General features: G+C 37.2%; 13 protein-coding genes. 6 read left to right on the top strand and 7 right to left on the bottom strand.

What is annotated here, in order from left to right:
• Positions 1–140: 140 nt before the first annotated feature.
• Genes ACVWM0_RS04460 through ACVWM0_RS04450 form a run of 3 tightly spaced genes read left to right on the top strand, consistent with a single transcriptional unit; the run spans position 141 to position 2,614 of the window.
• Positions 141–536 carry a GntR family transcriptional regulator gene (locus ACVWM0_RS04460; RefSeq protein WP_476473428.1) on the top strand — a complete coding sequence of 132 codons (396 nt, stop codon included), beginning with the start codon at positions 141–143 and terminating at the stop codon, positions 534–536.
• A complete protein-coding gene (locus ACVWM0_RS04455) occupies positions 526–1,413 on the top strand; it encodes an ATP-binding cassette domain-containing protein (protein ID WP_476473426.1) in 888 nt (295 codons plus the stop codon). The genes ACVWM0_RS04460 and ACVWM0_RS04455 overlap by 11 nt, the downstream gene beginning before the upstream one ends.
• Positions 1,414–1,426: 13 nt before the next feature.
• Positions 1,427–2,614, top strand: coding sequence for a hypothetical protein (locus tag ACVWM0_RS04450; RefSeq protein ID WP_476473425.1), 1,188 nt, complete (start codon positions 1,427–1,429; stop codon positions 2,612–2,614).
• 181 nt (positions 2,615–2,795) lie between these two features.
• Here the strand turns inward: ACVWM0_RS04450 and ACVWM0_RS04445 are convergent, their stop codons facing one another.
• A complete protein-coding gene (locus ACVWM0_RS04445) occupies positions 2,796–3,896 on the bottom strand; it encodes a WxLIP family cell surface protein (RefSeq protein WP_476473424.1) in 1,101 nt (366 codons plus the stop codon).
• Positions 3,897–3,967: 71 nt separating this feature from the next.
• On the bottom strand, positions 3,968–6,307 hold the full coding sequence (locus tag ACVWM0_RS04440) for a WxL domain-containing protein (RefSeq protein WP_476473423.1): 2,340 nt from the start codon (positions 6,305–6,307) through the stop codon (positions 3,968–3,970).
• Between the two features lie 567 nt (positions 6,308–6,874).
• On the opposite strand from ACVWM0_RS04440, the gene ACVWM0_RS04435 reads away from it, so the two are divergent.
• The 3 genes from ACVWM0_RS04435 (at position 6,875) to ACVWM0_RS04425 (ending at position 9,944) form a co-directional block, all read left to right on the top strand.
• Positions 6,875–8,173, top strand: a complete 1,299-nt coding sequence (locus tag ACVWM0_RS04435; protein WP_476473422.1) for an ABC transporter substrate-binding protein — start codon at positions 6,875–6,877, stop codon at positions 8,171–8,173.
• Positions 8,174–8,241: 68 nt separating this feature from the next.
• Entirely contained in the window at positions 8,242–9,132 is an 891-nt protein-coding gene (locus tag ACVWM0_RS04430) for a carbohydrate ABC transporter permease (RefSeq protein WP_476473421.1), read from the top strand.
• The gene (locus ACVWM0_RS04425; RefSeq protein WP_476473420.1) at positions 9,129–9,944 is read left to right on the top strand and encodes a carbohydrate ABC transporter permease; all 816 of its coding nucleotides are present in this window, start codon (positions 9,129–9,131) and stop codon (positions 9,942–9,944) included. The genes ACVWM0_RS04430 and ACVWM0_RS04425 overlap by 4 nt, the downstream gene beginning before the upstream one ends.
• A gap of 41 nt (positions 9,945–9,985) precedes the next feature.
• Here the strand turns inward: ACVWM0_RS04425 and ACVWM0_RS04420 are convergent, their stop codons facing one another.
• From ACVWM0_RS04420 to ACVWM0_RS04400, 5 genes are all read right to left on the bottom strand, one after another.
• Positions 9,986–11,020, bottom strand: coding sequence for a DUF1002 domain-containing protein (locus ACVWM0_RS04420; protein ID WP_476473419.1), 1,035 nt, complete (start codon positions 11,018–11,020; stop codon positions 9,986–9,988).
• Positions 11,021–11,303: 283 nt separating this feature from the next.
• Entirely contained in the window at positions 11,304–11,642 is a 339-nt protein-coding gene (locus tag ACVWM0_RS04415; RefSeq protein WP_476473418.1) for a metal-sulfur cluster assembly factor, read from the bottom strand.
• 105 nt (positions 11,643–11,747) lie between these two features.
• Positions 11,748–12,536 carry an acetyl-CoA carboxylase carboxyl transferase subunit alpha gene (gene accA, locus ACVWM0_RS04410; RefSeq protein WP_476473417.1) on the bottom strand — a complete coding sequence of 263 codons (789 nt, stop codon included), beginning with the start codon at positions 12,534–12,536 and terminating at the stop codon, positions 11,748–11,750.
• Complete coding sequence (gene accD / locus ACVWM0_RS04405) at positions 12,514–13,401, bottom strand: acetyl-CoA carboxylase, carboxyltransferase subunit beta (protein WP_476473416.1); 888 nt, start codon at positions 13,399–13,401, stop codon at positions 12,514–12,516. The genes accA and accD overlap by 23 nt, the downstream gene beginning before the upstream one ends.
• A gap of 20 nt (positions 13,402–13,421) precedes the next feature.
• Complete coding sequence (locus ACVWM0_RS04400) at positions 13,422–14,780, bottom strand: acetyl-CoA carboxylase biotin carboxylase subunit (protein WP_476473415.1); 1,359 nt, start codon at positions 14,778–14,780, stop codon at positions 13,422–13,424.

Here is a 14,780-nt window from a genome sequence, read left to right as displayed (position 1 = left end):
AGATAATACAAATACAACAAAAATCTGTATTTTCCAATAAAAATAACTACTATTGTTCGTGTTTTAAGTTTAATTGACATCCATCACCGGACTAATTACAATTAATAGTAATAGATTAATACAAGAGAGGAACAAGGCATGTGTTTGATATTAACCGAAATAGTACCGAACCACTACATAATCAATTGATTCACTCTGTCAAAACACGAATGATGACTGGAACATTACAGGCCGGCGACCGGTTACCTTCTATTAGAGAACTGGCGAACCAACTGATGATAAATCCCAACATCGTCACGAGAGCTTATCAAGAATTAGAAAAAGAAAAACTAATTATCACCGTTCACGGCAGCGGCACCTTTATCAAAAAAATAGAAAGAAAACAAACCACTAATCCTCAAGTAGCGACTAAAATGAAAGAACAGTTAGACGCATTACTCACTGAGGCTTTTTTTGAGAATATTGAAGAAATCACGTTAATTAACTGGGTACATCAACACTACGAAGCGATGAAGGAGGTTGACTATGAAGATTGATAAATTATACAAGACCATTGATGATTATCCTGTATTAGATGATATTTCCTTTGAACTTAAACCAGGTGAAATCATCGGTCTATTCGGACGAAACGGGGCAGGTAAGACTACTCTCTTTCGTGTCATTCACAACATTTATAAAAAAGAGAGCGGTTCTATTACCATTAATTCACAACCCTTAGAAGATAACCCGGATGTTAGAGAACAACTTTTTTATTTAGATGAACACTTTAACATTTTAGCAAACCAAACGCCTGAATCAGTGAGCGTCTTGTACCAACAACTTTATAGCACGTTCGACACAGAAAAATTCAACAGCCTTCTATTGAAACATCATCTAGACCCAAAAAAACGCATCTCTGCTTACTCTAAAGGGATGCAGGCTCTCTTTAAAATGATTCTAGCCTTTTCAACCAATGCTAGATATTATTTACTCGATGAGCCCTTTGATGGTTTAGACATCATCGTTCGAAAACAAGTCATTCAACTTGTTTTAAATGAGGTCAGCATCCATCAATACAGCGTTCTGATTTCTTCTCACAATCTATCTGAGTTAGAACTGATTGTGGACCGGGCTTTAATTTTACATAAAAACACCATCATTAAAGAGTATGATTTAACGCGTTTACGAGACACAACCCGTAAATATCAACTCGTATTAAAGAAAAAACAAGTACCACATTTTATCAAAGAGGAAGCTAAGATTATTCAGGTTCAAGGACGTGTTTTAATATTAATCATAGACAATATGACCGATGATTTCCATCAACGTATTTGCGATTTAGAACCTGTTCTCTTTGAAGAACTTTCCGTTAATTTAGAAGATCTTTTTGCAGCTAATTTCACAGAAGAGCTTGATTATCAACTCTTCTATTAAGGAGTAAAAAACAATGAATCGTCCCCTTTTCACATTACTTTTTACTAGATACAAGCGAATTTTAATTGGATTAATGATATTTATCGTAGGATTCTATGCCTATGCCACATTGAATAACATTAATAGTTGGCACCAGAGTTCACATTATTTAAATTCTGAAGAAGGTCTCGAGGACTTTAATAAAAGCATCGAAGAATCTTACGATTTCGAAGATGAACAGCAAGGAAAAGTATTCCTATATTATGATTTAAGTAAAGAAAAAACAGTCTATACGAATGAATTCTCTGAGTACAGAGAAAACTTGTTAACGGTATTTAACAGCAAAAACAAGTCTACCCAACTTCCTTACAACGCTTACGAACATTATAACGAACGTTTTTTTCTGTTTTTTATTTTGTTTAGTTTAACCGGGTTCTTTTTAGCCTTGTTCGATTTACATTCACACTTTAATTCTTTCTTATTTTCAAGTAAGTTTAAGCGAACAGAGATTTATTGGTACAAACTGCTACTAATCGGAGGTAGTCTTTTCACCACTCTTTTCATAGCTAAAATGAGCTCTCTCATTGCTTTTAGATTGCTCATTCCGAGTCATTTTCTAAACATTAGCTTAGGACAACATATCTTGTCCACCTTGACTGGGCTACTAGCTATCCTAACTAGTTTTACTCTCAGTTACTTCTTAGGAATGATTATTGGAGAATGGGTATCAGGGGCCATTCTACTGACTAGTATTTATTTTACATTTAAATCATTCTTACAGAACATCCAATTTAGTATTAGCTATTTTGAACCCATGGAAGAATCTCCTGTTATCATAGGAAATTCTTTCGATCGAATCATGCCTGTCTTGCAGACCTCTATAGAAAAAGTCAGCATACTTGAATGGGGAGTTATGCTCAGTTTAGTCATCTTAACCTGTTTTCTTGGCAGCAAAGTCTTTCAGCAATTATCATTAGAGAATAGCAATCGTTTTTTACTTTTACCAAAGATCGATACCCCTTTTCAACTACTGTTAAATGCATACCTTTTTATCGTCTTTAACATCAATAACACGTTGCTACTGATAGCTCCTGAGGAAACCTTAACTTTCGGAGAAAACTTCCAACTCATAACCAAAATTGTTTTTATTATGAGTATTTGCTTCTTATCAACACACTTATTAATACGTAAGAAAGTACCTTTCCTTTCTTTATCATACTAAATGCATCACTTTTTTTAAAAATCAACACTTTTTATTTGTACGTTTTTTAAATTAGTTTTATACTAGTTACAGATACATTTATTAAGGCTAGTATCACAAAAATCTAGCCTGGGCATCTATTGATGGTAAGGGATGACTTTTAATAGTGACTCAATGGGGAAAAAAGCCTAATCTTAAGAGATTAGGCTTTTTTATTAACTTTCTTTTTCTTTTTTCTCTTTTTCTTCTTCTTTTGTTGTTTTTTTCTTCTTCTATAAACTAAATAGCTAACAACACCTACAATAAATAGAAGATTAAGCGCTAAAATCAGCCACAACCAAGGGCCAGTCATACCTCGTTCATTCTTCTCAGTCTCTGAATCTGTTCCTGTTTTATTCAAATTAGAAGCTTCTTCTTTTTCTATAGTAAAAGGCGTTTCTAATGCCCAACTGAGTCGCTCATCATCGTCAGAAGCAACCCCTGACATTTCTCCTTGATACACATAACTACCTGCTTTTATTTTTTTACCATTCAAAAAAGTAGGATACTTCATGGTAGAATTGGGCGCTATCTGCTTACTCTCCACTTCAGAAGAAAAAACAACCTCTTGTGTTTTTTCTTCAATAATACGCGTTTTAATTGTGACGTTGTTCAAGAACACACTGGACAGATTTGTAATATCCCCAACTACTGCATTTTTCGTGTTAATCTGACTCATGTAAACCTTACTCAACGATACCTCTGGTGTAACCTCAACAACTGACTCTTGTTGGAGTAACATCGCGACAACATAAGAAAATTTATTTTTTATCGTGGTATCTAAGGTGGGTGCCTCAGTTGATCCGGTTTTAGCTTCCTCAATTGTCAATCCACCTGCCATCACACCATCTAAAGGAACATCTGGCATCTCAACCTCTACCTTTAATATCTCCTCGGATTCTGGCTTCATTTCAATTTTATTTGGAGCTTTGATACTCTTCGTTAAGGGGTACAACAAAGACGGATCATCAGGTTCCACTCTATTACTGTAATCAACAATGCCATTCATATTCGTCTTAGCATTAGAGGACCAAAGGGTTAGATTTAATGGCTCCTTTGTAAAATTCTTCACCTTAATCTCCAAGGTTTGTTTTTCCCCCTGGTCTAACAACAAGTGAAAGTACCCTTTATTACGATCAATTTGATTCTTAGGTAAAATCGGCTCAACTGAAAAACCCACTTCATTTGCCTTAGTATTTACAGGAAAACTACTCAGCATCCCGATAAATAAAATTATTCCTACTATTCTTTTTAGTGCTTTCATTCTTGTATCATATCTCCTTATAAAAGAATGAGAAACAAAGATATCTTCGTTTCTCATCTTTCGTACTTATTTTATGGCGCTGGGACCATAGATAGACGATATGTTAATACCGTTTCATATTTTGTAGGTAATGGGTTTGCCGTACTTGGCACCGATAAAATAACTGAAGATTTCAACGGATCATTGGCACCAATTAGGCCGATGTTTCCATCTTTACTTTGTCCATAAGACAACGTCCATGTTCCCATACCTTTTCCTTGATTGGCAGTCATAACAATACTGCTTTGACCTGGGATTAATTCTAATCCACCAGAAACATTGTTCTCTTTAATAGCTAAAGCTTTAACTAATTGCTCAGGTGTTACAACAGGATTAAACCCTTCCTCTAGCATAGAAGGTGAATTTAATGCACCATTCCCTAAGTACAGTTTAGCTCCTAATAACTCTTGGTTTTTAACTGTTTTGAATTGCTCATTTTGTACAACACTTAATACCCAACCAGATTGCGTGCCACGTTTATCTGTCACTTGGATATAATTACCTCTTAGCACATCACTGTCTTTAAATCGTTGCGCTTCTGCCCCGTATAGACGATTTTTAGTATCCACTTGCTGTTTACCAAATGAGAAACTTGATGCGTAATCCACAGACAACAAGCCTCCAGCTGTCCCTTCGTTAATCGAGCCATCTGGGTTAACTGGGGTTAACTCTTGGTCTGGATTTTCTGGGTCTACCGGTTTAACAATGTCGTCGTTTGCTTCAAAGGAAATTTGTCCTTTAACATTGTAAGACGCTTCTTTTTCATTTCCAGTATTCGGTGTCTCAGGTTCCGTTGGGTCGGTTGGTTTAACTGATCCTGCCGGTTCAATAACAAGTGATTCTGTTAGAATATTATCTTTATTAAACTGAATACGAATATTGTATGTTCCATCATTTTCAACAAAGAAGGCTACTTGTTGCTCCGCGTTACCTTTAGCATCTGCTGTTACAGCAAAACGATTAGAATAACCAATATCTTTAGGTAATTCTGCTGAACCGATGCTTACTTTACCTACTTGTGAACCTTGTGTAAAGCCATGTTGAGCGATTGGCGTGTAAACACCTAAACGGTAACCTTCTTTTGTTTCGTTTGGTTTCAAACCAGACATTTTAATGGTCGCCACGTTCGTTTTACCTGCTTCAGGAGTCGCTTCATAACTAACACTTGTACTTATTTGAGCTGCTGGCGCTTCTTTAGAACCAAAGCTTCCTGATGCAAAAGTAGAACTGTCGTACCACTTATAGTGTGCCGCAGGTGCTGACCATGGTTCTTTTTGAGGTTCTGTACTTTTCGCTGGTTCTTCCCAATCTTTCAAGACTGTTTTAGAAGAAAGTTGAATGCCCATTTTATCAAAAGTGTCATAATCTTCTTGATTACTTAACCAATCAATTAATTGGGTTAACACTTTAGCATCATCTTGCTCTTTGTAGCCATCGTATGTTCTTTTAGCTTTCCCATTTTCATCTCTCATGTACTTAGGAGAAGCATCTTCAACCATAGAAGTATCACCTACAAAAGCAGCTTTCCCTTTTCCTTTTTTACTGATAGCAACGTAAGCACCTTCAGCAACACCACCACCATCATAAACACCTTCATCAACAGCAGGTTTCCATTTATTAACTGCTGAAGTTAATCCTTCTGGTGGATAGATTAATCCTTTAGCAATGGTTGGATCCATAATAGCAATGGTTGATCCTGCATGTAAGCCAACACCATTAACACCATCTAAAATGTTAAAAGCATCTTCTTTAATCCACTTGCTACCTACTGGAATGTTATCCAATCCATTATATCTAAAACGAACACCAAATGTTTCATTTAACCAATCACTACTTTTAACCCCTTGCATCGCTTCAGAGTTTTTTTCGTCCTCATTCATGTCCTTTGTCATATCTTCAAAAGCCCCACGTCGATAGCCGTTAAACGCTTCACTTGCGTCGATTCTATTTTTATTTCGATCTGCATTATAATGATCCGAAATATAGAAAATAGCTCCCCCTTGAGACACATACTCTTCAATGGCTTGTTGTTCTGATACTTTGTAAGGAACGTTCGCTTCTGGTACAACAAATACATTATATTCTTTTAAATCTTCTAATGTAATAGGTGTCTCTTTTCTAAGTTCTTTAACAAAATAGCCTCTGCTCGCTAAATCTTCTCCAAAATCAGAGAAAGCGCCATCAATGACCCAATCTGCTGCGCCAGCTGTTTGAGCATGTGTGTTATCAAACAACACTTTCATTCCATTACTTTCTTTCGGTTGAATCTCCGGTGCCTTATCTGATGCTGTTTCAGCATTAGTAACCACTGTAAACATTAACATACTAGATGCTAAAGTAACAACCGCTGTCCCCCATGTTCTACGTTTCATTCTATTCTCTCCTTTTATTGTTAATACACAAAGATTATAGCATACACACGTAACGTATTTGTATGGATAAAGTAAAATTCAATCATATTTGTTATTTAATGTACAGATATTAAAACACGACCATTAAAAGTTTTTATTACTTTTAATATTCGTTTTTATTCAAAGTCATTTCATTATATGATTGCGCTTTCCTAACAACCTCACTTGATTACTACATTCGTCACAGTATTATTTTCATTTTATAACCAATTAATCATTTTAAACAAACGAACATCTATGACTTTAGACACTCTCAAATAGGAGTTATTATGATAAAAAAGTTTATATAAAGTCCTTTAAACATAACTTTTCAAGAATATTACGCCTCGCTGTTGTTTTTATTTTATTATTAAGTTAAACTGATAACGGTTGCATGTAACCGCTTATATTAAGGTATTTTCTACTTTTTTATTTATTATATTTAGTTATTTTTTATAATCAATATATACAATGCTTTTGACTACATCACTTTCGGTATTTTCTCACTTATAGTGAGTAACATATAAAAAATTAGGAGGCGTTTTTATAATGAAAAAGACATTATTAAAACTATTAGTAGGGACATCTGCAGTAATGATGCTTGCTGCTTGTGGTAATCAATCAAAAGAGGACACGCAAAACACAGACAAAACATCAGAAGGTGAAGTAACCGCTTGGGCTTGGGATCCTAAGTTCAACATTGCTGCTCTTGAACTAGCAGAAGAAACGTATCAAAAAGAAAACAAGGATTTTAAATTAAACGTGATTGAAAACGCACAAGACGATATTGTCCAAAAATTAAATACTGGGTTAAGTTCCGGCAATATGAAAGGGTTACCGAACCTTGTTCTCATTGAAGATTACCGTGCGAAAAGCTTTTTAGATGCTTTTCCTGATGCTTTCTTTCCATTAACAGATTTCATTACAGCTTCAGATTTCATCCCCTATAAAATCGAAGCAACATCAACGGATAACGTGAACTACGCGATTCCCTTTGACACAGGCGTAACAGGGCTCTTCCTAAGAAAACCAATCATCGAAAAAGCAGGATTAACAGTAGATGACTTTGAAAATATTACATGGGAAGAATTTATTACACTAGGTAAACAAGTCAAAGAAAAAACAGGCTTACCAATGTTTTCAACGGACTTAAACGATACAGGCCTTGTTAGAGCTATTATGCAATCAAGTGGTAGTTGGTATACCCTTGAAGATGGAGCTACGCCAAACTTCGAAAACAATGAATCTTTGATTAACGCCTTTGAACTAATGAAAAAAATGTTAGATGAAGGCGTGATGATTACTCATAACGGGTGGGATCAAATGCTGTCTAATTTTAATGACGGAAAAGTTGCGACTACTTTAAACGGTAACTGGATCACACCGTCTGTTAAAGCAGAAGCAGATCAAGCAGGCGAATGGGTGGTTAAACCTTTCCCAAGACAAGCGGATGTAAAAGGCGCAACAAATGCTTCAAACTTAGGTGGTTCTTCTTTCTACGTACTTAATGTAGATGGAAAAGAAGAAGCGGCTAAATTTATTTCTGAAACCTTTGGTAAAGATCAAGAATTCTACCAACGTTTAATCAAAGAAGTTGGTGCCCTAGGTTCTTACGAACCAGCCTCTTCTGGTGAAGCCTATAAAGCGAAAGATGACTTCTTCGGCGGACAAACAGTGTACACTGACTTCTCTAATTGGGCAACCGAAATCCCAGCAGTGAACTTTGGTAAAAACACTTACGCATTTGGAGACATTGGTAACAATGCATTACAAGACTTCTTAAGCGGAAAAGACATTAACGCTGTCATGAAAGATGCTCAAAAAACAGCAGAAACACAAGTTAAATAACAATAATTATAGCTACTTCGCCATCTGACGAAGTAGCTACATTTTGATACAAGAGGTGTATAAAACCCATGAAAAAAAGGAATATCAGCAGCACTAAAAGAAAACAAGACATCGTTGGTTGGCTATTTGTACTTATCCCAACCACTCTTATCACTGCCTTTTACTTTTATCCTATGTTTCAATCTCTTCTTATGTCCTTTAAATCTGGATCTGGAAACAATTTAAGCTATGTGGGTTTGGATAATTATATCCGATTATTCAAAGACCCAACCTTTATTGCCGCAACAAAAAACACCATTATCTTTCTACTCTTTCAAGTACCGATTATGGTGACATTATCCATTTTATTTTCAGTTATTTTAAACAATGCCACAGTAAAATTTAAAGGTGTTTTTAGAACCGTAGTCTTTCTGCCGGCGATTACGTCTCTGGTTGCTTATTCGATTGTTTTTAAATACCTTTTCGCTAACGACGGCATTATTAATCATTTATTGATGAACTTACATTTAATGAGTGAACCTATCGCCTTTTTATCTAGCCCATTTTGGTCAAAAGTGGTGATTATTATCGCCATTACGTGGCGTTGGACAGGGTTCAATATGATTTTCTTCTTGTCCGCTTTACAAAACATCGATCCTGAAATTTATGAAGCCTCGACTATCGATGGCGCGGGTCCTGTTAAGCAATTTTTTAATATTACGATTCCACTATTAAAACCTGTGATTCTCTTTTCATCTGTTACATCAACCATCGGGACTCTCCAATTATTTGATGAACCTATGAACTTAACACAAGGTGGACCAGGTAATGCGACAACGACCATCTCACAATACATTTATAACCTGTCCTTTAAATACACTCCAGACTTTGGTTATGCAGCAGCAGTTTCTTACGCTATTGTGGTACTTGTTATCTTCTTCTCTATTATTCAATTTAAAGTAGGAGGAAAAGAAGAATGAAAAAATTCGGAACTTATTTATTTTTAGCTTTATCTGTTATCATTTTTGGTTTTCCCTTTTATTTCTTATTAGTGAGCGCGACTAACAGCTCTGTAGATATTATTAAAGGAAGCTTAACGCCTGGTACCCACTTAATTGAAAACTTCAAAAGCGTGACTCAATCTTATGATTTAGGGCAAGCAATGTGGAACAGTGCCAAAGTTTCCTTTCTACAGACCCTAATCTCTATTACAATTGCCTCCTTAGCGGGTTACGGCTTTGAGATTCACCGAAGTAAGGGAAAAGATATTATCTTTAATATTTTACTTTTATCAATGATGATTCCGTTTGCAACCATCATGATTCCCCTGTTCAAAATGTTCGGTCAATTATCTGTTGTCTTCCCATTCGTTGGAGTAGATACTATTGGTGCCGCTATTTTGCCTTTCCTATCAACCGCCTTTTTGATTTTCTTTTTTAGACAGAACACCAAGATGTTTCCTAAGTCTTTATTAGAAGCTGGTCGGATTGATGGGTTATCAGAAATCGGCTTATTCTTTAAAATATATGTTCCAACGATGAAAACAACCTATGCAGCTGCGATGATTATCACATTCATGAATAGTTGGAACAACTACTTATGGCCACTTATCGTGTTGCAATCACCTAATAAACAAACACTCCCACTACTTATCTCAAACTTAGGGTCAAGTTATACACCTGATTACGGATTGACGATGCTAGTGATTGTCATCGCTACCTTACCTACTGCCTTTGTCTTTTTCGCTTTACAAAAATACTTTGTCGCAGGTATGTTAGGTTCCGTTAAATAAAGAAATCCCCTTAAGACTGTCGTCTAAGGGGATTTTCACATTTATTCATTATTTTTACTAAAAAGATTGGTAAAGAACTCTTTCACAGCTTGCCAAAAACCTGACAAGCCTTTTTTAGCTTTTTCTACGTTCTCATCTGATAATAAACTGTCTTTAAATTCTTTCCCATTCTTAACAAGATCGTCTTTAAAGTTAGACAATTGTTCCGTCATTTCTTTATCATTAATCCCTTGTGTCTGAGTAAAGTTAATCATGTTATTCACTACTTGCCCTCGAAGTTCTGGTGTCATGGATTCCGTTAACCCATTTTTTTCAATTTGCTCATCGACTACTTTTTCAACTTCAGTGCCCACTTCTTCTTTAGACATAGTAGCTAATTTCTCATTGATTTTTTGAAGCTCTAACTGAATGTCTGCAAGCATTACTAAGATGTTTTCTGAAGAATAATTGTCTTTTCCTTGGTTCTCATTATCAATAGCAGAGACCACTTGCATTTGCTCTTGAGCGACTTCACGTTTTTCGTCACGCTCTTGTTGCACTTCTGCATTCGCCGCTGGATCTACTTCATCGTATATTTTGTAAATACCTGCTAAGGCGCCACTCCCGTCCATGGTACGAACGCTTGCAATTCTAATATAAGCATCGTACACACCACTTGTAATCGCCGCAGAACGATACATGGCTTCCGTACGAGACGTAATATTTTGCGGTGTCACAATATCCACCGTCACACCTGAATCTTTTTTTGTTCTCGTGATAAAAGCACTTGAATAAGCTTTAGAAGAAGGTGTAAATTCCGGAACATCTGTCACGTATTTAACTAAATCGTCCCCATCTACGATAAAAATGTTATTTTTTGTCATATCCGTTCCTTTTAAAGCAGGAACATTAGACGCATCTTTCATCAAGATCTCTTTGGTTTGCTCTTGTTCGGCTGGTGTCAACCCATTACCTAAGGCGATGTTCGGCACATCCCAACCTTCATCCTTCGCTTTTTCAGCTCCATATACAACGCCACCTGTTGTTAAGAACGCTAAACTTAGTGTGGCTACAATTAATTTATTCATTTTTTTCATTGTTATCTCCTATCATGACTCATATTTAAAGATGGTTCTATTATAACCATCTTGTTCCCTTTTTTCATCCTACTCAAGCATGAGTTTATGAATTTTTAAGTAATGACTGATTTGTTATTTAAAAATAAAAGACCTCCTCACCTTTTAAATTTAAAAGGCAAGCAAGTCTAGTTGCTCAACAAGTCAGATAATCATTCCAAAACATTAAAACGGTTGGACTTCCTACTTGTTGTCTATATTTACATAAAATGACTGTTGAAACACTGCCAGCAACAGCTATAACCTAGCCTCTAAGTCCTAAAGCAATTCTTGCATATCTGCTCATTCTATCAGTTGTCCATGCTGGATACCAAACAAGTTTCACTTCAATTTCTTTGACTTCTTCTACATCTTTTAAGGCTTCATGTATGTTTTCAGTGATAACATCCGCTAAGGGACATCCCATTGTTGTTAAGGTCATTTTAACTTCACAGTAACCTGATTCTTGAAAATCAATTTCATAAATCAAACCTAAGTTAACAATATCAACACCTAATTCTGGGTCAATTACTGTTTCTAAACAGTTAATAATCTCTTCTTGAACACTTGCTAATTTTTCGTCTGACCATTTTTGTTCGCTCACACGTAACACTCCTCTCAATCATATTTATCATAACCAAAAATGATGCATTTGTAAATGAGAAGACGTTCTCATTTAAAGGACACGACAAAAAAGCATTTTAAGTAACTAAAATGCTCTAAAACGTTGGTAACGCTGGTCCGTTAATTTATCTGCTGGCATCTGTTTTAATTGACATAAGGTGTCATAACTTTCCTGTGCCATATTTTCTAAAATAATTGACCAAGGCAACGGTTTATTGCCTTTCGTTTCTGGAATGATTTTTTCGATGATCCCTAACTCATATAAATCCGTTGGGGTAAGTTTCATCACCTCTGCTGCCTCTTCTGCCCTAGAACTATCTTTCCATAAAATAGAAGCAAACCCTTCTGGTGATAAAATAGAATAGATACTATGTTCTAACATCCACACCCTATCTGTCACAGCCAAGGCCAGGGCACCACCACTTCCACCCTCTCCTGTAAAAATAGAGAGCGTCGGTACTGTTAATCGGCTCATTTCATACAGGTTACGAGCAATCGCTTCCCCTTCCCCACGTTCTTCTGCTTCAATGCCACAGTAAGCTCCAGGGGTATTAATAAGCGTGATAACAGGTCGGTTAAATTTTTCGGCTTGTTTCATCAGTCTCAGGGCTTTTCGGTAGCCTTCTGGACTTGGGGAACCAAACTTTGTTTCGATGTTTTCTTCTAAGGTCTTACCTTTTTGAATCCCAATAATCGTAACAGGCATCCCTTTTAAAAAACCAACCCCTCCGACAACAGCAGCGTCATCCCCATAATATCGGTCACCGTGACACTCAAAAAAATGATCAACCATGGTCTCTATCATCTCTCTTGATGTAGGTCGCGTGGCCTCTCTCGCTAGTTTGACAATGTCATTCGCGCGTTTCATCCACAACACCTCCTCTATCATGTAAAGCTAATAGTAACCCAATTTGTTTGCGTAATTCGTTCCGAGGGACGATGCGATCAACAAAGCCGTGTTCTAATAGAAATTCTGCTTTTTGAAAATCATCGGGTAACGTTTGACGAATGGTTTGTTCAATCACTCGTCTGCCTGCAAACCCAATTAAGGTCTGTGGTTCAGCTAAAATAACGTCTCCTTGCATCGCAAAGCTCGCTGTCACTCCACCTGTTGTAGGATCTGTCAAAACGGTAATATACAGTAAGCCCCTATCACTGTGACGTTTAACCGCCCCAGAAATTTTGGCCATTTGCATTAAAGACAGTATCCCTTCTTGCATCCGAGCCCCTCCTGATGCCGTGAACATAACCACTGGTAGTCCTTGGTTTGTGGCTTCTTCAAAAGCTCGAGTAATTTTTTCACCCACAGCTTGACTCATACTTCCCATGATAAAACGGCTATCCATGACACCAATCACCACTGATTGCCCTTTAATCTGAGCCGTACCTGTGACAACCGCCTCATTGAGCCCTGTTTTTTCTTGGGCTTGCCTTATTTTCTCTTCATAATCAGGATAATCGATTGGGTTTGTGGAGACGACCTCTCTATCCCATTCAGTAAAGGAATCCCAATCTACGATCATATTCAATCGTTCTCTTGCATCAATTCTAAAACCATACCCACAATGATGACACGTTCTCTCTTTGCCTAATTCCTTCCGGTGAAGTTGCTTTTTACAACTTGGGCATTGTTCAAACATTCCATCAGGGACCACAGGAGAACTTGTCACCTCCCGCGGTGCTTGTTGCTTCTGTGGTGGAGTGATACGAATATATTCTCTTTTTTTAAAAAGTCCCATATCTCTCCTCCTTTACTCATTTATTTTTGCCATTGAGGTAAGAATACCTCTTGTAAAAAACTAGTATCATAGTTCCCTTTAATAATCGTCTCATCTGTAATCAAGTCTAGTTGGAAATCTTGGTTTGTCACGACGCCTTCTGTGACTAATTCACCTAAAGCCCGTTGCATTTTTTGCAAGGCTTCAATTCTATTGGCACCATGCACAATGACTTTAGCAATCATCGAATCGTAAAAAGGCGGGATGGTATACCCGCAATACATCGCACTATCAACCCTTAAACCTAATCCTCCACCAGGTAACAATAAGTTAGTAATCGTTCCTGGGCTCGGTGCAAAATTAAAATTAGGATTTTCCGCATTGATTCGGCACTCTATGGCATGACCTGTTAAGACAACGTCTTCTTGTCTGATAGAAAGTGGGATACCAGATGCAATTTTCAATTGCCATTTGACAATATCCACACCTGTAATCATCTCTGTCACAGGGTGCTCCACTTGGATCCTTGTATTCATTTCCATAAAATAAAACTGATTATCTGCATCAACTAAAAACTCAATCGTTCCTGCGTTTTCATAGCCTACTGCGTGGGCAGCTTTTAGCGAAGCCTCTCCCATATCTCGTCGCAAGTCAGGTGTTAGCGTAATGGCAGGGGCTTCTTCTAGCACTTTTTGATTACTACGTTGCAAAGAACAATCTCTTTCACCTAAATGAATCACATGACCGAAAGCATCACCTAATATTTGGACTTCAATGTGTTTGGCTGGATAGATAATTTTTTCAATGTACATCTGACCATCACCAAAGGCTTGCAAGGCTTCTTGCTGAGCCGAGTGGAACTGAGAAGATAAGTCAGCTTCCACAAGGACTTTTCTAATTCCTTTTCCACCACCACCAGCTGCAGCTTTAAGCATCAAAGGATAGCCTATACTACTAGCAATACGTTTAGCTTCCTCTAAATCAGAGACCTCACCATCAGAACCTGGAATCACCGGGACACCAGCGTCTATCATCAGCTTTCTAGCATTGATTTTATTCCCCATATCATCAATGGTTTTGGCTTTTGGTCCGATAAATGTAATGTGACACTCTTCGCACATTTCTGCGAACAAACTGTTCTCAGCTAAAAAACCAAAGCCCGGATGGATAGCTTCAGCTCCCGTCACAACGGCCGCACTAAGAACATTTTGCATGTTCAAATAAGAGTCTGTCGCTCTAGCAGGACCCACACAAATGGCTTCATCTGCCATTTGCACGTGTAACGCTTCTCTGTCAGCTTCTGAGAACACAGCGACTGTTTTAACGCCAAGTTCTCGGCAAGCTCGAATGATTCGTACAGCAATTTCTCCACGATTGGCAATTAAAACTTTTTCAAACAT

This window comes from Vagococcus sp. 211 (assembly GCF_056322705.1).
Note: the sequence above shows the minus strand (reverse complement) of the source record. Positions and strands in the feature narration are given on the sequence as shown.